The organism is Streptococcus mitis, from assembly GCF_001074635.1.
Lineage (GTDB): Bacteria > Bacillota > Bacilli > Lactobacillales > Streptococcaceae > Streptococcus > Streptococcus mitis_E.
This window is the reverse complement of the sequence record NZ_JUQO01000039.1, coordinates 1-17,739: the sequence shown is the minus strand read 5'-3', so window position 1 is coordinate 17,739 and position 17,739 is coordinate 1. Positions and strand designations below refer to the sequence as shown.

Genomic DNA, 17,739 nt, shown 5'->3' with positions numbered 1-17,739 from the left:
GTCAGTCTTATCTACAACCTCAAAGCAGTGCTTTGAGCAACCTGCGGCTAGTTTACTAGTTTGCTCTTTGATTTTCATTGAGTATAAAATAGTATTCACGGATAGCTTCTTTCAAACATTTATTTCCTACTTCTAACAAATTTCTAAATAGTTTAAGAATTTTATAGTCTGTCAAGTTTTTTTCTTGACACCTGCTAGAAATCTGCTATAATAGAACATGTGCTAAATAGCTCAGCTATTTCACCGAAATAAAAAATAAGAAAAGAGACTTTAAAAATGGCAGTTAAAATCCGTTTGACTCGTATGGGTTCTAAGAAAAAACCTTTCTACCGTATCAACGTAGCAGATTCACGTTCACCACGTGACGGACGTTTCATCGAAACAGTTGGAACTTACAACCCACTTGTTGCTGAAAACCAAGTAACTTTGAAAGAAGACCGCGTTCTTGCATGGTTGGCTGATGGAGCTCAACCTTCAGATACAGTTCGCAACATCCTTTCAAAAGAAGGTGTATTGAAGAAATTCCACGATTCTAAATTCTCAAAATAAGTTTAAAGTAGGTTGACAGATGGATACGATTGAAAATCTCATTATTGCGATTGTGAAACCCTTGATTTCACAACCAGATGCCTTAACTATCAAGATTGAAGATACACCAGAGTTTTTGGAATATCATTTGGATCTTGATCAAAGTGATGTGGGTCGTGTAATCGGTCGTAAGGGTCGCACTATTTCTGCGATAAGAACGATTGTCTACTCTGTCCCAACTGAAGACAAAAAAGTAAGAATCGTTATTGACGAAAAATAAGAAGGGCGGGACAAATGTCTCGCTTTTTGTGTGGAGAAGTTTAAAATAGCATCTATCAAGTACCAACATAATCGTGATTTAGAAGGCTTTTTAAAGGGGGGACCTCTAAGACGATAAGAAATCAATTTTTTACTAATAAAGAAGGTATTAGTAAATATAAGAAAGATAAAGCAAGGAAAATGGCGGATTATACTATCAAAGTGAGGAATCTCCAAGAGGCAGATAAGTTAGAACTTGTGAGACAAGAACGAGAAAGGCAGACTAGACTAGTAGAGTCCTTTTTAGTCAATGAACTAGATAAACGGTGATAGCAGGCATAAAATACTAATCCTAGAAATAGCATCTAGGATTCTACTATGCTACAATGGAAAGACAGACTCAAAGAATTATAGTCAATTAATCTTGAGAATAGCTATTTTTAAAAGGAGTAACAGTCTATGAACGAGAAAACAAAAGCTTACCTAGCAGCCTTATCCTTTTCAGCAATCATTGGATTTTCTTTTTTATTTACTAAGATTGCTTTGGGCTATACCAATCCTCTCACAAACTTAGCGCATCGCTATACAATCGTAGCTTTAGTAATGGTCGTCCTTCATCAAATCAAACTTATCAAAGTGAGTTTAAGTAGAAAAGATATTCTTTCTATTCTGCCGATGAGTCTTTTCTATCCGCTTTTCTTTTTTATTTTTCAATCCTTTGCTTTACAGTATATATCGTCTTCTGAAGCTGGAATTTTACAGGCTCTTGTCCCAATTTTTACGCTCCTTTTAGCATCGGCCTTTCTCAAGGAAAAGACAAGCTTGCTTCAAAAGTTCTTTTTATTTTTATCCGTAGCAGGAGTAGTTTTCATCTTCCTTAGTAAAGGAGCTAACTTTGGTACTGAGACTGCTAGTTTTGGATTTCTATTGATGTTGGGATCTGTTCTCGCCAATGCACTAAACAATATCCTCAGCAAGTCCAAAGGAGGACGCTATCGGGCTATGGATATGACAGCTGTTGTGATATTTGTTGGCTTCATCACCTTTAATACGCTAAGTCTGACCTCGCACTATCTAGATGGCAACATATTAGCCTACGTTGCGCCGCTCGGACAGGTATCTTATCTGCTTTCCATCCTCTATTTAGGAATTCTAGCCTCTATCGTTACTGGTAGTCTCTCTATCTATGCTATTGTTCGACTTGGAGCATCAACCGTCAGTGTCTTTGGAAATCTTGGAACAGTTTTGACCATTCTAGCCGGAGCCCTTATCCTCCACGAACCAATTTATAGCTACCATGTGATAGGAGCCACTATGATTATTGCTGGAATTTTAGGCATGAATCTGATGAGAAGAAAGTAAAGATTGCTTAGCAGTCTTTTTCTTAATCTAAATGATACAGAAAATTCAAAAATTTTAATGTAATCAAGTTTGGAAAACGATGATTTTAATATAGCATGATAAAATAGATAAAAAGAATGATATTAGGATAAAGAGGAGAAAGTGTGATAATGAAGCAAAATGATATAGCTGAAGCTATTGCTTTTTATAACAGAAAACCTGAGACTCTGGTACGTCACATTATACCAGTCGTAGATTGTGATTTGGTTGTTTATCATCGTCCTGGAAACACAAATAAAGGCCACATTATTTTTTATCATGGAGCTTGTGGACGTAGTCAGATGTGGGCTCACCAGTATGATGCCTTTGAAGGATTTGACCTCTACTTTGTCAATGTTAGAGGACAGGGTGAATCACCTATGAAAGTTGGTTTACCTGACTTGGAAGGCGCTGTTCAAGATGTAGATGCTATTTTGTCCTATTTCCAGCTGGATAAGGTGATATTGGTTGGTCATTCTTGGGGAGGGAATCCACTTCAAGAGTACTCCTATCGCCATCCAGAAAGAGTTCTAGCCTTGGTCATGGTAGATAGTTGGGGACAGCATCGTTACCTATCAGATAAAGAGAGAAATCGCATAAAATATAGTTCTCTTATGTGTAAAGCGATTCCTTGGAAGGTGATTGCAGATAAGAACTCAAAAATGTGTACAGATAATCCTATCACAAGAGAATTAGTCAAGACGGCCATTATAGAAACTGGGAGAGATGTTTTTTTGAACCTTGGAATCACAGGTTTTATGGCTGTCCACGAGATAGAAGGTTATCATGGCAATCCTCCTATGCTATTAGTAAGAGGCGAAAACGATTTTCCCAAACACCTAAAAAGGATCTACGATGGTATCATTGCTCTAAATCCCAATGCGCGTCAAGTAATGATTTCAGATAGTAAACACCAACCGATGAATGATCATCCTGAAGAGTTTAATCAGATAATTGCTGAATTCTTTGAAGAAGTAGTAACTCTGTAAGATGAGATTTATCCAACTTGAGAAAATCCTTGGAACGTGTTAAAATAAAGGATAAGGATTTTTAATAATTCATTATATAGAACGAGTGGATTTCTTTATGAAGAGGATTGAAGTATCTACAGAAATTGGTAGTCTCTCTGTTACTTATCAAAAGCAAAAGAAAATGCTAGTTTGTTTAAGTGGCGCAGGTTTGCTACCAAGTTATGAAAATTTTTCACTTATACTTGAAAAACTTCCTCCTACAATTGGTTATTTGACAATTGATTTTCCGAACACAGGTAGGAGTCCGATTCATGACCAAGCTGGAAAAAATCTATATAATCTTGCAGATGCGGTTTATGAAGTACTTGAAGAATTAGGGATTTCTGAATATATACTTTGTGTACATAGTTTGAGTGGAATTTTAGCTTGTAAATTGCTCAACAAACCAATTAAGTGTCAGGCTTTAGTAGCAATGGAACCGACAACTAAAAAAGTCATGTTTGCTGATTTTTCAGAAAATCCTTATCCAGAAATGGAAGAGCAGATGAGACTGATTGACGAGTATGGTCCTGAACTTTATTTTAAGAACTTAACTCAAGCAACATTTAGCCCTGAAATTAATAAAGAAATCTGGAAAATAATGCAAGAAAAAGGTTCAGAGTTGGAAAATCAAGATACAGGATTTCAGATATCTGGAGAGATTACTGAGGAAGATTTTGAGAATGTATCTATAGAATCTTATATCCCTGTATTTATTTTTTGTCAGGCTTATAGAGAAAAAGAGTACAGAGAATCAGAATATTGGACTTCCAATACTAAACTCATTTTAGGAGGGAATCACCATTATTTACAATGGTCAGAATCAGAGAAAATTGCGACTATTATTCGAGAATTGTCCGAATAAGATGGATAGAAATAGATACAGGAGACAAGATGAACTACTTTAATGTTGGGAAAATCGTCAATACGCAGGGGTTGCAGGGTGAGATGCGAGTCTTGTCTGTAACGGATTTTGCAGAAGAACGGTTTAAAAAAGGTACTGAGCTGGCCTTGTTTGATGAAAAAGATCAGTTTGTTCAAATAGTGACCATCGCTAGTCACCGTAAACAGAAGAACTTTGACATTATTAAATTCAAAGATATGTACCATATCAACGCTATTGAAAAGTACAAGGGATACAGTCTCAAGGTTGCTGAGGAAGATTTGAATGATTTAGATGATGGTGAATTCTACTATCACGAGATTATTGGTTTGGAAGTCTATGAGGGTGATAACTTGATTGGAACCATCAAGGAAATCCTACAACCAGGTGCTAACGATGTCTGGGTGGTCAAGCGAAAAGGCAAGCGTGATTTATTATTGCCTTATATCCCACCAGTGGTTCTCAATGTTGATATTCCAAATAAACGGGTCGATGTGGAAATCTTAGAAGGGTTAGACGATGAAGATTGATATTTTAACCCTCTTTCCAGAGATGTTTTCTCCACTGGAGCACTCAATTGTTGGAAAGGCTCGAGAAAAAGGGCTCTTGGATATCCAGTATCATAATTTTCGAGAAAATGCTGAAAAGGCCCGCCATGTAGACGATGAGCCCTACGGAGGCGGTCAGGGGATGTTGCTCCGAGCCCAACCTATTTTCGACGCCTTTGACGCCATTGAAAAGAAAAATCCCCGCGTCATTCTTCTCGATCCTGCTGGGAAACAGTTCGATCAAGCCTACGCTGAAGATTTGGCTCAAGAAGAGGAACTGATCTTTATCTGCGGTCACTACGAAGGGTATGACGAGCGCATCAAGACCTTGGTAACTGATGAAATTTCCCTAGGAGATTATATCCTGACTGGTGGTGAGTTGGCAGCCATGACCATGATTGATGCTACGGTTCGCTTGATTCCAGAAGTGATTGGCAAGGAGTCTAGTCACCAAGATGATAGTTTTTCTTCAGGACTTCTCGAATACCCCCAATACACACGCCCTTATGACTATCGAGGCATGGTGGTTCCAGATGTGCTTATGAGTGGGCACCATGAGAAGATTCGCCAGTGGCGACTTTATGAAAGTCTAAAGAAAACCTACGAGCGCAGACCAGATTTGCTAGAAAACTACCAACTGACAGTAGAAGAAGAAAAAATGCTGGCAGAAATTAAAGAAAACAAATAATAAAGGAGAAACCTATGCAAGTAATCAAACGTGATGGAGAAATTGCTGAATTTAATCCAGACAAGATTTACCAAGCTATCTTAAAGGCAGCCCAGACAGTCTATGTATTGACAGATGATTTGCGTCAAAACCTTGCACAAGTCACTAAGAAAGTGGTTTTGGATTTGGAAGAAGCCAAGGTGGAACGTGCTACCATCAGCATGATTCAGTCTATGGTTGAACATCGTTTGCTGGGTGCAGGTTACATTACCATTGCTGAACACTACATTTCCTATCGTCTACAACGTGACTTGGAAAGAAGTGGTTATGGAGACCATATCGCTGTTCATTTACATTTTGAACAAATTCGCTAAGAAAAAGAGTGGGATGAAGCAACTACATCTCACTCTTTCTTAAATCTATTTTTTTGAGCTGTTTGGACAGTTGAAGGGACAAATCGTAGGCGTTGAATATCGCTTATGCGGATAATACGGGTCACATTTTTGGCAAAATTTTTCACGATAATTTGCTGGCGTTGCTGATCGTATTTGATGATGTCACCTGTAAAGCTTGTCTCAGACAAGATAAGGTGAACAGCGGTTTGTTTCTGGATAGCCTCTTCAATAGTGGCTGTAAGGGAGTTACTTTCAGTTTGGTCAGGTTGGTCATGTCCATTTAAAAAGTCATGTATTTTATCTAGAACTTGCTGGAATTTATGTCTCATAGTGGCCTCCCTTCTTTTATATCAATATTATATAAAATTTTCCTAAAATCTACAAGATTTTACGAATAATCAAATGAAAGCTAAAAAAGGAGAAGAAAATGGCAGAATTTACATTTAAAATAGAAGAGCACTTGTTGACTCTTTCTGAAAACGAAAAAGGTTGGACCAAGGAAATCAACCGTGTGAGCTTTAATGGTGCTCCTGCAAAGTTTGATATTCGTGCTTGGAGTCCAGATCATACTAAAATGGGCAAAGGGATTACTCTCTCCAATGAAGAATTTCAAACGATGGTGGATGCTTTTAAAGGAAACTAAGTTTTCAAAATGAAAGAAAAGGATATTGAGTTATGACAACTCGATATCCTTTTTTAGTTAGCGAAGTAAGCCTGATTTTTAAGGCGTTGAAGTAGGGGACGGCTAATAAAACTAATAGCTAGAAGTTTACCAAGGTCTGGGATAATAAAGGGAATGACCCCCACAACAAGAGCTTTTTCAAATGCCATTCCAGCTAGGAAATGCAAGCTAAGAATCCCTCCGACAAAGACAAGGGCATCACCCAAGAGGTTTGCAAGAAAAATATTGACAATCCCACTCTTGCTGTTAGTTAGGGAAGAAGTAAGTCCAGAGTATACAAGATAAAACCAAAGATAGCCTGCAGTAGGACCAATCAAAGCATGAAATCCAGCTCCACCTCCTGCAAAGACAGGAAGACCGATAGCACCTAGAAGAAGATAGAGTCCAACAGAAAGTACAGCCTCTCTCGGTCTAAAGACAGTAGCAATCAAGCCGATTGCAAAGTTCTGCAGAGTGAAGGGAACAGGTCCAATTGGAAGACTGATTTGTGCCAAAACAGCAATGAGAGTAGCCCCAATAGCAGGGATAGCATAAACGTGAGCTTTTTTCAAAATAGTTAACCTCTTTTCTGATGTATAGTAACTATTATACTCATAGAAGAATCATTGTCAACCGATTTTTAAAAACAAGGTAACAAAAACTGTAACGGCCGATTTTGCTTACTGGTTAAGTTGGATAATTGTTTTGTTGATTCGAAAACATCAAAAAAGAAGCAGACACATTTGTATCAGCTTCCTTTATTTCGATTAACGCATGGTTACAAATTCTTCGGATGCAGTTGGGTGAATTGCCACAGTTGCATCAAAGTCTGCCTTGGTTGCTCCCATTTTGATAGCAACAGCAAATCCTTGGATCATTTCATCAACACCGTAGCCAATTCCATGAAGTCCGACAACTTTTTCTTCTGAACCAGCTGTTATCAATTTGAAACGAGTTTCTTGACGGTTGTAAGTGCAAGCAGAGTACATAGAAGTAAAGCTTGATTTGTAAACCTTGATTTGGTCTTGACCGTATTCTTTAATAGCTTGCTCTTCTGTCAAACCAACAGTTCCGATAGCAGGGTGTGAAAAGACAACAGTTGGAATAGTTGTGTAGTCCATTTTTGCAGTTGTTTTTCCGTTAAAGAGACGTTCAGACAAAGTACGTCCAGCCTTGATAGCAACTGGAGTTAGTTCTTTTTCGCCAGTTACATCACCTAGAGCGTAGATTCCCTCAACAACAGTATTTTGGTATTCATCCACTTGGATAAAGCCACGTTCGTTCAGAGTTACTCCAGCTTTTTCAAGTTGCAAACCCTTAACGTTTGGACGGCGGCCTGTAGCCCAGATAACTTGGCTAGCTGTGTGACTAGTACCATCTTCAAAATGAATGGTAATGCCTTCAGCAGTTTTTTCTAACTTGGCAGGAACTTTGTGAGTATGAAGTGGCAAGTTTGTTCTTTCCATTTCCTTTACCAGACCTTCAACGATGTAAGAATCAAAACCACGTAAAGGACGATCACGACGAACAAAGAGGTCTGTCTTGACACCAAAAGTGTGGAGTACGCCAGCCAATTCAACGGCAATATAACCAGCGCCTAGAATAGCAACTGACTCTGGCAATTCTTCCCAGGCAAATACATCATCAGAAGAGCCGCCTAGTTCTGCACCAGGAATATTAGGAATACTTGGATGGGCACCAGTAGCAATCACAATATGTTTAGCACGAATGAGTTCACCATTTACGCTAACAGTATGAGAATTTACAAATTCAGCATGACCTTCAATCAAGTCTACACCGTTGCGTTTAAAACTGCCATCATAAGAAGAACGAGCGCGATCGATGTAGGCTTCACGATTACGACGTAGGGTAGCAAAGTCAAAGTTAAGATCAGTAGTCTTAAAGCCGTAGTCTTCTCCAAATTGATGGAAAGTCTCAGCGATTTGCGCCCCGTACCACATGATTTTTTTAGGAACACAGCCGACATTGACACAGGTTCCACCTAGTCTCTTTTCCTCAATAACGGCCGCTTTGGCTCCATGTTCACCAGCACGGTTCATGGTAGCAATTCCTCCGCTACCTCCACCGATAGCAATGATATCGTATTCTCTCATTGAAAACTCCTTTGTACTCTTTTAAATAGTAGAGTGTCATTTTTTGATAGTCATATTCTATCTTTTTTTTGATGTTATTGCAAAAATCTGCTACGTTCAAAAAATTTAAAGAAAAGGCTTGCAAAAAACAAAAATAAAGTGTATTATATATCTAGTACAATGATTGTGGAATAAATTCCGAACAATAATTAAATCCTGAAATGTCATTATTTCGTTCTGAAATGTTATTGTTTCAAATTGATAATTTTTGTATAATATTGTTAAGAACTTTAAATCAAAAAGGAGTTTCATTATGAAAAAGAATGGTAAAGCTAAAAAGTGGCAATTGTATGCAGCAATCGGTGCTGCCAGTGTAGTTGTATTGGGGGCTGGGGGCATTTTGCTCTTTAGACAACCTTCTCAGACTGCTGTAAAAGATGAGGCTACTCATCTTGTTGTTGCCAAGGAAGGAAGCGTGGCATCCTCTGTTTTATTGTCAGGGACAGTAACAGCAAAAAATGAACAATATGTTTATTTTGATGCTAGTAAGGGAGATTTAGATGAAATCCTTGTTTCTGTGGGTGATAAAGTCAGTGAAGGGCAGGCTTTAGTCAAGTACAGTAGTTCAGAAGCCCAGGCGGCCTATGATTCAGCGAGTCGGGCAGTAGCTAAGGCAGATCGTCATATCAATGAACTCAATCAAGCACGAAATGAAGCTGCTTCAGCTCCCCAGTTACCAGTACCAGCAGGAGGCGAAGGAGCTGCAGCCCAAACTCCAGCTCCAGTCTCAGGAAATTCAGTGTCATCTATTGATGCACAATTAGGTGATGCTCGTGATGCTCGTGCAGATGCAGCAGCGCAATTAAGCAAGGCTCAAAGTCAGTTGGATGCAATGACGGTTCTCAGTACCTTAGAGGGAACTGTGGTCGAAGTCAACCGTAATGTTTCTAAATCTCCAACTGGAGCTAGCCAGGTGGTAGTTCATGTCGTAAGTAATGAAAACTTGCAAGTTAAGGGGGAACTATCTGAATATAACCTTGCCAACCTCTCTGTAGGACAAGAAGTAACCTTTACTTCTAAAGTTTACCAAGATAAGAGCTGGACTGGTAAGATTAGCTACATTTCTGACTACCCTAAAAACAATGGTGAAGCAGCAAGTGCAGCTACTGCCGCAGCAGGTGGTAATTCTGGTTCTAAATATCCATATACCATCGATGTTACAAGTGAAATCGGTGATTTGAAACAAGGATTCTCAGTAAGTGTTGAGGTCAAGAACAAGAGTAAAGCCATTTTGGTTCCTCTAACAAGTATTGTGACTGAAAATGATAAGAACTATGTCTGGGTGCTTGACGAGCAGAAAAAGGCCAAGAAAGTGGAAGTTAGTTTGGGTAATGCTGATGCAGACAACCAAGAAATCACTTCAGGTCTGACAAATGGAGTCAAGGTCATCAGTAACCCAACGTCTTCTCTAGAGGAAGGAAAAGAGGTGAAGGCTGATGAAGCAACTAATTAGTCTAAAAAATATCTGCAGAAGCTACCGTAACGGTGACCAAGAACTGCAGGTTCTCAAAAATATCAACCTAGAAGTGAATGAGGGTGAGTTTGTTGCCATTATGGGACCATCTGGTTCTGGTAAGTCTACTCTGATGAATACGATTGGCATGTTGGATACACCAAGTAGTGGAGAGTATTATCTTGAAGGTCAAGAAGTAGCTGGATTGGGTGAAAAACAACTAGCTAAGGTTCGCAACCAACAAATCGGTTTTGTCTTTCAGCAGTTCTTTCTTCTATCTAAACTCAATGCTCTGCAAAATGTAGAATTGCCCTTGATTTACGCAGGAGTTTCGGCTTCAAAACGGCGCAAATTAGCTGAGGAATATCTAGATAAGGTTGAATTGACTGAGCGTAGTCACCATTTACCTTCAGAATTATCTGGTGGTCAAAAGCAACGTGTGGCTATTGCGCGTGCCTTGGTAAACAATCCTTCTATTATTCTAGCAGACGAACCGACAGGAGCCTTGGATACCAAAACAGGTAACCAAATTATGCAACTATTGGTTGACTTGAACAAAGAAGGAAAAACCATTATCATGGTAACGCATGAGCCTGAAATAGCTGCTTATGCCAAACGTCAGATTGTCATTCGAGATGGAGTCATTTCATCTGATAGTGCTCAGTTAGAAAAGGAGGAAAACTAAGATGCAGAATCTGAAATTTGCCTTTTCATCTATTATGGCTCACAAGATGCGTTCTTTGCTTACCATGATTGGGATTATTATCGGTGTTTCATCGGTTGTTGTGATTATGGCTCTGGGTGATTCCATGTCTCGACAGCTCAATAAAAATATGACCAGATCTCAAAAAAATATCAGTGTCTTTTTCTCTTCTAAAAAAAGTAAAGATGGATCTTTTACTCAGAAACAATCAGCTTTTACGGTTTCTGGAAAAGAAGAGGAAGTTCATGTTGAACCACCAAAACCGCAAGAATCTTGGGTCAAGGAGGCAGCCAAACTAAAGGGAGTGGATAATTACTATGTAACCAACTCAACGAACGCCATCTTGACTTATAAAGATAAAAAGGTTGAAAATACCAATTTGACAGGTGGAAACAGAACTTATATGGAGGCTGTTAACAATGAAATTCTTGCAGGTCGTAGCCTTAGAGAACAAGATTTCAAAGAATTTGCAAGTGTCATTTTGCTTGATGAAGAATTATCCATTAGTCTATTTGGATCTCCTCAAGAGGCTATTAACAAGGTTGTAGAAGTTAATGGTTTTAGTTATCGAGTCATTGGTGTTTATACTAGCCCAGAATCTAAAAATTCAAAAATATATGGTCTTGGCGGCTTGCCTATTACCACAAATATCTCCCTTGCTGCGAATTTTAATGTAGATGAAATAGCTAATATTGTCTTTCGAGTGAATGATACAAGCTTGACTCAAACTCTGGGTCCAGAATTAGCACGAAAAATGACAGAGCTTGCTGGCTTGCAACAGGGAGAATATCAAGTGGCAGATGAGTCAGCTGCATTCGCAGAAATTCAACAATCGTTTAGTTTTATGACGACGATTATTAGTGCTATTGCAGGAATTTCTCTTTTTGTTGGAGGAACTGGTGTTATGAATATCATGCTGGTTTCGGTGACAGAGCGTACCCGTGAGATTGGTCTTCGTAAGGCTTTGGGTGCAACGCGTGCCAATATTTTAATTCAGTTTTTGATTGAATCCATGATTTTGACCTTGTTAGGTGGATTAATTGGCTTGACAATTGCAAGTGGTTTAACTGCCTTAGCAGGTTTGTTATTGCAAGGTTTGATTGCGGGTATAGAAGTTGGAGTATCAATTCCAGTTGCCCTATTTAGTCTTGCAGTTTCGGCTAGCGTGGGTATAGTTTTTGGAGTCTTGCCAGCCAACAAGGCATCGAAACTTGATCCAATCGAAGCCCTTCGTTATGAATAAGATCAACAAGATGGACGCTTGTCTATCTTGTTTTTGTATAGATTTCCCTATCGAAAATTCTTAAAAATGTGATATAATGAAGTGTTAGAAAAACAGGTTTCATTTGCCTGGAAAGGAAAAATTATGTCTGAAAAGAATTTTTATATTACAACACCGATTTACTATCCATCTGGTAAACTTCATATCGGATCTGCCTACACAACCATTGCTTGTGATGTCCTAGCACGTTACAAACGCCTGATGGGCTACGATGTCTTTTATTTGACAGGTCTTGATGAGCATGGTCAAAAGATTCAACAAAAAGCAGAAGAAGCTGGCATCACACCTCAATCCTATGTTGATGGGATGGCAGTTGGAGTCAAAGAACTCTGGCAATTACTCGATATCTCATACGATAAATTTATCCGTACAACGGATAACTACCATGAAAAGGTTGTCGCACAGGTCTTTGAGCGCTTGCTTGCTCAAGATGATATCTATTTGGGTGAATACTCTGGTTGGTATTCAGTTTCAGATGAGGAATTCTTTACAGAAAGCCAGCTTGCGGAAGTATTCCGTGATGAAGCTGGAAATGTAACTGGTGGTATTGCTCCATCAGGACACGAGGTTGAATGGGTATCTGAAGAATCATACTTCCTTCGCCTCAGCAAATACCAAGATCGTTTGGTCGAATTTTTCAAAGCTCATCCTGAATTTATCACTCCAGATGGTCGTCTGAATGAAATGCTGCGCAACTTCATCGAGCCAGGTTTGGAGGATTTGGCGGTATCTCGTACAACCTTTACATGGGGTGTTCCAGTACCATCAAATCCAAAACACGTTGTCTATGTTTGGTTTGATGCTCTGCTCAACTATGTGACAGCTCTTGGCTACGATCAAGACGAACACGCTAACTTTGACAAGTTCTGGAACGGAACAGTCTTCCACATGGTTGGAAAAGACATCCTTCGTTTTCACTCAATCTACTGGCCAATCCTTCTTATGATGTTAGATATCAAATTGCCAGAACGCTTGATTGGTCATGGTTGGTTTGTCATGAAAGACGGCAAGATGTCTAAGTCTAAAGGGAATGTTGTCTATCCTGAAATGTTGATAGAGCGTTTTGGGCTAGATCCGCTTCGTTACTACCTCATGCGTAGCCTTCCAGTTGGTTCAGACGGAACCTTCACTCCTGAAGACTATGTCGGCCGTATCAACTATGAATTGGCTAATGACCTTGGTAACCTCCTCAACCGTACGGTTTCTATGATTAACAAGTACTTTGATGGACAAATTCCAGCCTATGTAGAGGGCGTGACAGAGTTTGACCATGCTCTTGCTGAGGTTGCAGAACAATCAATCGCAGACTACCATACACACATGGAAGCAGTTGACTACCCACGTGCCCTAGAAGCAGTATGGACTCTGATCTCTCGTACTAATAAATACATCGACGAGACAGCTCCATGGGTCTTGGCTAAGGATGAAGCACTTCGTGATCAATTAGCAAGTGTCATGAGTCACTTGGCAGCTAGCCTTCGTGTTGTTGCTCACTTGATTGAGCCATTTATGATGGAAACAAGTCGTGCAGTCTTGAATCAACTTGGCTTGGAAGAAGTAGCAAGCCTTGAAAACTTGAGCTTGGCTGACTTCCCAGAAGATGTGACTGTAGTTGCCAAAGGAACACCAATCTTCCCACGTCTGGATATGGAAGAAGAAATCGCCTATATCAAGGAACAAATGGAAGGCAATAGACCAGCAGTCGAAAAAGAGTGGAACCCAGACGAAGTTGAACTCAAACTAAACAAGGAAGAAATCAAGTTTGAAGACTTTGACAAGATCGAAATTCGTGTCGCAGAAGTCAAAGAAGTGTCTAAAGTAGAAGGTTCGGATAAGTTGCTCCAATTCCGCTTAGATGCTGGTGATGGTCAAGACCGTCAAATTCTTTCAGGAATTGCAAAATACTATCCAAACGAACAAGAATTGGTCGGCAAGAAAGTCCAAATCGTTGCCAACCTCAAACCACGCAAGATGATGAAAAAATATGTCAGCCAAGGGATGATCCTCTCAGCTGAACATGATGGACAATTAACCCTTCTTACAGTTGATCCAGCTGTACCAAATGGAAGTGTGATTGGGTAAAAATAGACAGGACTAGTTCATGCTAGTTCTGTTTTTTATTTAACTATTATGCTTTACAAACTAGTGTGAAAGTGGTATATTATTGATGAAGCTACTAGTAGGTATTACAAAATAGATTGGAAGGGAGAAGTGATGAAAGAAACTCAACTATTAAAAGGTGTTCTTGAAGGTTGTGTCTTGGATATGATTGGTCAAAAAGAGCGATATGGATATGAGTTGGTTCAAACTTTGCGAGAGGCTGGATTTGACACTATCGTTCCAGGAACTATTTATCCTTTGTTGCAAAAGTTAGAAAAAAATCAATGGATAAGAGGCGACATGCGTCCGTCGCCAGATGGTCCAGATCGGAAGTATTTTTCGTTAACTAAAGAAGGAGAAGAGCGTGTCTCGGTCTTTTGGCAACAATGGGACGATTTGAGTCAAAAAGTAGAAGGAATTAAGAATGGGGGTTAAACCATGAAGAAAATGAAGTATTACGAAGAAACAAGCGCTTTGCTGCATGAGTTTTCTGAGGAGAATCAGCAGTATTTTGAGGAACTGTGGGATAGTTTTAATCTTGCTGGATTTCTCTATGATGAGGACTATCTCAGAGAGCAGATTTATTTGATGATGTTAGATTTCTCAGAAGCAGAACGAGATGGCATGAGTGCAGAGGATTATCTAGGTAAGAATCCTAAAAAAATAATGAAAGAGATTCTCAAGGAAGCACCACGCAGTTCTATCAAGGAGTCCCTTTTAACACCAATTTTTGTCCTAGCGATATTACGTTACTATCATCTACTGGGTGATTTTTCTAAAGGTCCTCTCTTAACAGTCAATTTGCTTACTTTTTTAGGGCAACTTCTTCTTTTTCTGATTGGATTTGCTCTTGTAGCCACAATCTTACGTTGGGGATTAGTCCAAGATTCTCCTAAAATGAAAATTGGCACCTATATTGTCGTTGGGATTCTTGTTCTGCTAGTTGTTCTGGGATATGTAGGAATAGGAAGTTTTGTACAAGAAGGAGCATTTTATCTTCCTGCTCCCTGGGATAGTTTCCTTGTCTTTACGCTTTCTCTAGTCATCAGTATTTGGAATTGGAAAGAAGCGGTCTTTCGTCCCTTTGTCAGTATGATTATTGCCCATCTTGTGGTGGGTTCTCTGCTCCGTTATTATGAGTGGATGGGCATTTCAAATGTTTTTCTTACAAAAGTTATTCCTTTAGCTGTCCTCTTTATTGGAATCTTTCTCTTGTTCCGTGGGTTTAAGAAGATAAAATGGAGTGAAATATAGTCAAAAAGCCGTTGCAAAGCGGTTTTTTGTTATAATTAATTGAAGAATGTAGAATCAAAGGAGAAAAATTTGATGAGATACATAACTCTTGGTCAAGATGACAAAGAATTATCAGAAATTGTTCTCGGAATGATGAGAATAGAAGATAAGTCTGTAAAAGAAGTTGAAGAGCTTGTAGAAACAGCACTTTCTGTTGGAATCAATGCTTTTGACTTGGCTGATATATATGGTCGTGGTCGTTGTGAAGAACTGTTAGGTCTTGTCCTAAAAAATCGTCCAGATTTAAGAGAAAAGATGTGGATTCAGTCCAAATGTGGCATTCGCATTGAAGAATTTACCTATTTTGATTTTTCTAAGGACTATATTATAAAATCTGTAGACGGTATTTTGCAAAGATTGAAGATTGATCATCTGGACAGCTTGCTTCTTCACCGACCAGATGCTTTGATGGAATCTGACCAAGTAGCAGAAGCCTTTGATCTTCTTTATAAACAAGGTAAGGTTCGAGATTTTGGAGTTTCTAATCAAAATCCTATGATGATGGAGTTGCTTAAAAAAGATGTCAAGCAGCCGTTAGCTGTTAATCAGCTACAATTGAGTGCGGCTTTTACACCAGGATTCGAATCAGGTTTTCATGTTAATATGGAAGATAGTCAAGCAGCTATGCGAGATGGCAGCATTTTTGAATATTGCAAATTACACGATGTGGTCATTCAAGCATGGTCTGTCTTACAATTCGGGTATTTTAAAGGAAATTTTGTTGGAAATGAGAAATTTCAAGCTTTAAATCAAGTACTTGATCGTTTAGCTATTAAATATGGAGTAACCTCTTCAACTATTGCCATTTCTTGGATATTGCGTTATCCAGCAAAAATGCAGGCAGTCGTAGGTACAACTAATCCTAAGCACTTGAGAGAAGTTAGCCAAGCGACAAACTTTAGCTTAACAAGAAAAGAATGGTATGAAATTTATCTTGCTGCAGGGAATAATTTGCCGTAAGTAGAAGCAGATGTAAATAAATCACAGTCAAAAAGCCGTTGTAAAGCGGTTTTTTGTTATAATGAAGGGGAGAATTATTGATATTAAAGGAGAAAAACATGACATTTGAAGAAATTCTGCCTGGGTTAAAGGCTAAGAAAAAATATGTACGAACTGGTTGGGGAGGTGCTGAAAACTATGTCCAACTTTTTGACACTATCGAGCAAAATGGGGTTGCACTTGAAGTGACACCTTATTTCCTAATCAACGTTTCTGGGGAGGGAGAAGGTTTTTCCATGTGGAGTCCGACACCTTGTGATGTTTTGGCGACGGATTGGGTAGAAGTGCATGACTAAATGTGTACTCATTACAGGCGTGAGTTCAGGAATTGGCCTGGCTCAGGCTCGACTTTTTTTAGAGAAGGACTTTCAAGTTTACGGAGTTGACCAAGGTGAAAATCCACTCTTAGAGGGTGATTTTCGCTTTTTACAGAGAGATTTGACCTTGGACTTGGAGCCAATTTTTGACTGGTGTCCTCAGGTGGATGTTTTGTGCAATACTGCTGGAGTTTTGGATGATTATAAACCCCTATTGGAACAATCAGCGCAGGAAATTCAAGAGATTTTTGAAATCAACTACGTGACTCCAGTAGAGTTGACTCGGCATTATTTGACACAAATGCTGGAGAATAAAAAAGGAATCATTATCAATATGTGCTCCATTGCTTCTAGCCTAGCAGGTGGCGGTGGACACGCCTATACTTCTTCGAAGCACGCCTTGGCTGGATTTACCAAGCAGTTGGCTCTAGACTATGCAGAAGCTGGGATTCAGGTATTTGGTATCGCTCCAGGAGCAGTCAAGACAGCTATGACTGCTGCGGACTTTGAACCAGGTGGCTTAGCAGACTGGGTGGCGAGTGAAACACCAATCAAGCGCTGGATTAAGCCAGAGGAAATAGCAGAGATTAGCCTTTTCTTAGCAAGTGGAAAAGCAAGCGCCATGCAGGGACAAATTTTGACAATAGATGGTGGCTGGTCTTTGAAGTAGGAGGAGTCGGATGGATATTCAAGTGATCACAGAAGAAAATGCATCGCCATTAGTCTTGAAGGTTAAGTCTGAATTATTAGGATCTCCAGAACTGGACAAGACTTCTTACATGAATTGGAAGGTGAAGTAGGGGGATAATGGAACTATTTAAAACATGGAAGAAAAATATGGTTCTCTATGGTCTTAAATCTCAAATCGGAACTGTCTACCGAAACAGTGATAGGACAACAAGCTTTTATGATGTTGGGAATTTTCTATACCTAGCAGGGGAGTTGGATTCCAGATTTTGGGAAGATTTTGTTAGGAAATATGGTTTAGATTATAAGATTATTATTTCAGAAAATACCAATTGGCAAGATTTTCTGCATCGGAAAGTGGGGTTAAATTCTTTTACTCGCTATTCTTTTAAAGATAAGGCAAATTTTCAAGTTGAATTTTT

At 39.2% G+C, this 17,739-nt stretch carries 22 protein-coding genes; 19 read left to right on the top strand and 3 right to left on the bottom strand.

Going from position 1 to position 17,739, the window contains the following annotated elements:
• Nucleotides 1-276 precede the first annotated feature (276 nt).
• The 8 genes from rpsP (at nt 277) to ADI58_RS01515 (ending at nt 5,648) form a co-directional block, all read left to right on the top strand.
• Nucleotides 277-549, top strand: a complete 273-nt coding sequence (gene rpsP, locus ADI58_RS01550; protein WP_000268760.1) for a 30S ribosomal protein S16 — start codon at nt 277-279, stop codon at nt 547-549.
• Between the two features lie 19 nt (nt 550-568).
• Nucleotides 569-808 carry an RNA-binding protein KphA gene (kphA, locus tag ADI58_RS01545; RefSeq protein WP_000379617.1) on the top strand — a complete coding sequence of 80 codons (240 nt, stop codon included), beginning with the start codon at nt 569-571 and terminating at the stop codon, nt 806-808.
• Between the two features lie 437 nt (nt 809-1,245).
• Nucleotides 1,246-2,148, top strand: coding sequence for a DMT family transporter (locus tag ADI58_RS01540; RefSeq protein WP_049521192.1), 903 nt, complete (start codon nt 1,246-1,248; stop codon nt 2,146-2,148).
• A gap of 149 nt (nt 2,149-2,297) precedes the next feature.
• Nucleotides 2,298-3,155 (top strand): alpha/beta fold hydrolase, encoded by an 858-nt coding sequence (locus tag ADI58_RS01535; RefSeq protein WP_049521191.1) that lies wholly within the window; start codon nt 2,298-2,300, stop codon nt 3,153-3,155.
• 97 nt (nt 3,156-3,252) lie between these two features.
• Nucleotides 3,253-4,041, top strand: coding sequence for an alpha/beta fold hydrolase (locus tag ADI58_RS01530; RefSeq protein WP_049521190.1), 789 nt, complete (start codon nt 3,253-3,255; stop codon nt 4,039-4,041).
• A gap of 29 nt (nt 4,042-4,070) precedes the next feature.
• On the top strand, nt 4,071-4,589 hold the full coding sequence (gene rimM / locus ADI58_RS01525; RefSeq protein ID WP_049521189.1) for a ribosome maturation factor RimM: 519 nt from the start codon (nt 4,071-4,073) through the stop codon (nt 4,587-4,589).
• Nucleotides 4,579-5,295, top strand: coding sequence for a tRNA (guanosine(37)-N1)-methyltransferase TrmD (gene trmD, locus ADI58_RS01520; RefSeq protein WP_049521188.1), 717 nt, complete (start codon nt 4,579-4,581; stop codon nt 5,293-5,295). The genes rimM and trmD overlap by 11 nt, the downstream gene beginning before the upstream one ends.
• 14 nt (nt 5,296-5,309) lie before the next feature.
• The gene (locus ADI58_RS01515; RefSeq protein ID WP_001196040.1) at nt 5,310-5,648 is read left to right on the top strand and encodes an ATP cone domain-containing protein; all 339 of its coding nucleotides are present in this window, start codon (nt 5,310-5,312) and stop codon (nt 5,646-5,648) included.
• 29 nt (nt 5,649-5,677) lie between these two features.
• Here ADI58_RS01515 and ADI58_RS01510 read toward each other — a convergent pair whose 3' ends face one another.
• On the bottom strand, nt 5,678-5,998 hold the full coding sequence (locus ADI58_RS01510; protein ID WP_001216096.1) for a hypothetical protein: 321 nt from the start codon (nt 5,996-5,998) through the stop codon (nt 5,678-5,680).
• 98 nt (nt 5,999-6,096) lie between these two features.
• Between ADI58_RS01510 and ADI58_RS01505 the strand changes: the two genes are divergently transcribed.
• The gene (locus ADI58_RS01505; RefSeq protein WP_000807437.1) at nt 6,097-6,312 is read left to right on the top strand and encodes a YdbC family protein; all 216 of its coding nucleotides are present in this window, start codon (nt 6,097-6,099) and stop codon (nt 6,310-6,312) included.
• Nucleotides 6,313-6,365: 53 nt separating this feature from the next.
• Here the strand turns inward: ADI58_RS01505 and ADI58_RS01500 are convergent, their stop codons facing one another.
• Together ADI58_RS01500 and gor are read right to left on the bottom strand one after the other, a co-directional pair.
• A complete protein-coding gene (locus ADI58_RS01500; RefSeq protein WP_049521187.1) occupies nt 6,366-6,902 on the bottom strand; it encodes a biotin transporter BioY in 537 nt (178 codons plus the stop codon).
• A 195-nt stretch (nt 6,903-7,097) separates the two neighbouring features.
• On the bottom strand, nt 7,098-8,444 hold the full coding sequence (gene gor / locus ADI58_RS01495; RefSeq protein WP_049521186.1) for a glutathione-disulfide reductase: 1,347 nt from the start codon (nt 8,442-8,444) through the stop codon (nt 7,098-7,100).
• A 289-nt stretch (nt 8,445-8,733) separates the two neighbouring features.
• Between gor and ADI58_RS01490 the strand changes: the two genes are divergently transcribed.
• From ADI58_RS01490 to ADI58_RS01445, 10 genes are all read left to right on the top strand, one after another.
• Nucleotides 8,734-9,936, top strand: coding sequence for an efflux RND transporter periplasmic adaptor subunit (locus tag ADI58_RS01490; protein ID WP_031227710.1), 1,203 nt, complete (start codon nt 8,734-8,736; stop codon nt 9,934-9,936).
• Entirely contained in the window at nt 9,920-10,621 is a 702-nt protein-coding gene (locus ADI58_RS01485) for an ABC transporter ATP-binding protein (protein ID WP_000811469.1), read from the top strand. The genes ADI58_RS01490 and ADI58_RS01485 overlap by 17 nt, the downstream gene beginning before the upstream one ends.
• 1 nt (nt 10,622) lies before the next feature.
• Entirely contained in the window at nt 10,623-11,882 is a 1,260-nt protein-coding gene (locus tag ADI58_RS01480) for an ABC transporter permease (protein WP_049521185.1), read from the top strand.
• A 123-nt stretch (nt 11,883-12,005) separates the two neighbouring features.
• Nucleotides 12,006-14,003, top strand: coding sequence for a methionine--tRNA ligase (gene metG / locus ADI58_RS01475; RefSeq protein WP_049521184.1), 1,998 nt, complete (start codon nt 12,006-12,008; stop codon nt 14,001-14,003).
• A gap of 132 nt (nt 14,004-14,135) precedes the next feature.
• Nucleotides 14,136-14,456, top strand: a complete 321-nt coding sequence (locus tag ADI58_RS01470; protein WP_000665422.1) for a PadR family transcriptional regulator — start codon at nt 14,136-14,138, stop codon at nt 14,454-14,456.
• Between the two features lie 3 nt (nt 14,457-14,459).
• Nucleotides 14,460-15,275, top strand: a complete 816-nt coding sequence (locus ADI58_RS01465) for a hypothetical protein (protein WP_049521183.1) — start codon at nt 14,460-14,462, stop codon at nt 15,273-15,275.
• Nucleotides 15,276-15,347: 72 nt separating this feature from the next.
• Entirely contained in the window at nt 15,348-16,274 is a 927-nt protein-coding gene (locus ADI58_RS01460; protein WP_049521182.1) for an aldo/keto reductase, read from the top strand.
• A gap of 98 nt (nt 16,275-16,372) precedes the next feature.
• Complete coding sequence (locus tag ADI58_RS01455; protein ID WP_000141913.1) at nt 16,373-16,609, top strand: DUF2829 domain-containing protein; 237 nt, start codon at nt 16,373-16,375, stop codon at nt 16,607-16,609.
• Nucleotides 16,602-17,300: a 3-oxoacyl-ACP reductase gene (locus ADI58_RS01450; RefSeq protein ID WP_049521181.1), complete on the top strand. Its 699-nt coding sequence runs from the start codon at nt 16,602-16,604 to the stop codon at nt 17,298-17,300. Before ADI58_RS01455 ends, ADI58_RS01450 begins: the two co-directional genes overlap by 8 nt.
• Nucleotides 17,301-17,437: 137 nt before the next feature.
• A partial coding sequence (locus ADI58_RS01445; protein WP_049521180.1) for a GNAT family N-acetyltransferase occupies nt 17,438-17,739 on the top strand: 302 nt, incomplete at its 3' end.

Excerpts from the sequence above, each read along its gene's own strand:
- metG (WP_049521184.1), top strand. The coding sequence starts at position 12,006 with ATGTCTGAAAAGAATTTTTATATTACAACACCGATTTACTATCCATCT.
- ADI58_RS01470 (WP_000665422.1), top strand. The coding sequence starts at position 14,136 with ATGAAAGAAACTCAACTATTAAAAGGTGTTCTTGAAGGTTGTGTCTTG.
- ADI58_RS01485 (WP_000811469.1), top strand. The coding sequence starts at position 9,920 with ATGAAGCAACTAATTAGTCTAAAAAATATCTGCAGAAGCTACCGTAAC.
- ADI58_RS01515 (WP_001196040.1), top strand. The coding sequence starts at position 5,310 with ATGCAAGTAATCAAACGTGATGGAGAAATTGCTGAATTTAATCCAGAC.
- ADI58_RS01455 (WP_000141913.1), top strand. The coding sequence starts at position 16,373 with ATGACATTTGAAGAAATTCTGCCTGGGTTAAAGGCTAAGAAAAAATAT.
- ADI58_RS01530 (WP_049521190.1), top strand. The coding sequence starts at position 3,253 with ATGAAGAGGATTGAAGTATCTACAGAAATTGGTAGTCTCTCTGTTACT.
- ADI58_RS01465 (WP_049521183.1), top strand. The coding sequence starts at position 14,460 with ATGAAGAAAATGAAGTATTACGAAGAAACAAGCGCTTTGCTGCATGAG.
- ADI58_RS01535 (WP_049521191.1), top strand. The coding sequence starts at position 2,298 with ATGAAGCAAAATGATATAGCTGAAGCTATTGCTTTTTATAACAGAAAA.
- rpsP (WP_000268760.1), top strand. The coding sequence starts at position 277 with ATGGCAGTTAAAATCCGTTTGACTCGTATGGGTTCTAAGAAAAAACCT.
- gor (WP_049521186.1), bottom strand. The coding sequence starts at position 8,444 with ATGAGAGAATACGATATCATTGCTATCGGTGGAGGTAGCGGAGGAATT.
- ADI58_RS01505 (WP_000807437.1), top strand. The coding sequence starts at position 6,097 with ATGGCAGAATTTACATTTAAAATAGAAGAGCACTTGTTGACTCTTTCT.
- ADI58_RS01450 (WP_049521181.1), top strand. The coding sequence starts at position 16,602 with ATGACTAAATGTGTACTCATTACAGGCGTGAGTTCAGGAATTGGCCTG.
- ADI58_RS01460 (WP_049521182.1), top strand. The coding sequence starts at position 15,348 with ATGAGATACATAACTCTTGGTCAAGATGACAAAGAATTATCAGAAATT.
- kphA (WP_000379617.1), top strand. The coding sequence starts at position 569 with ATGGATACGATTGAAAATCTCATTATTGCGATTGTGAAACCCTTGATT.
- trmD (WP_049521188.1), top strand. The coding sequence starts at position 4,579 with ATGAAGATTGATATTTTAACCCTCTTTCCAGAGATGTTTTCTCCACTG.
- ADI58_RS01540 (WP_049521192.1), top strand. The coding sequence starts at position 1,246 with ATGAACGAGAAAACAAAAGCTTACCTAGCAGCCTTATCCTTTTCAGCA.
- ADI58_RS01480 (WP_049521185.1), top strand. The coding sequence starts at position 10,623 with ATGCAGAATCTGAAATTTGCCTTTTCATCTATTATGGCTCACAAGATG.
- ADI58_RS01510 (WP_001216096.1), bottom strand. The coding sequence starts at position 5,998 with ATGAGACATAAATTCCAGCAAGTTCTAGATAAAATACATGACTTTTTA.
- rimM (WP_049521189.1), top strand. The coding sequence starts at position 4,071 with ATGAACTACTTTAATGTTGGGAAAATCGTCAATACGCAGGGGTTGCAG.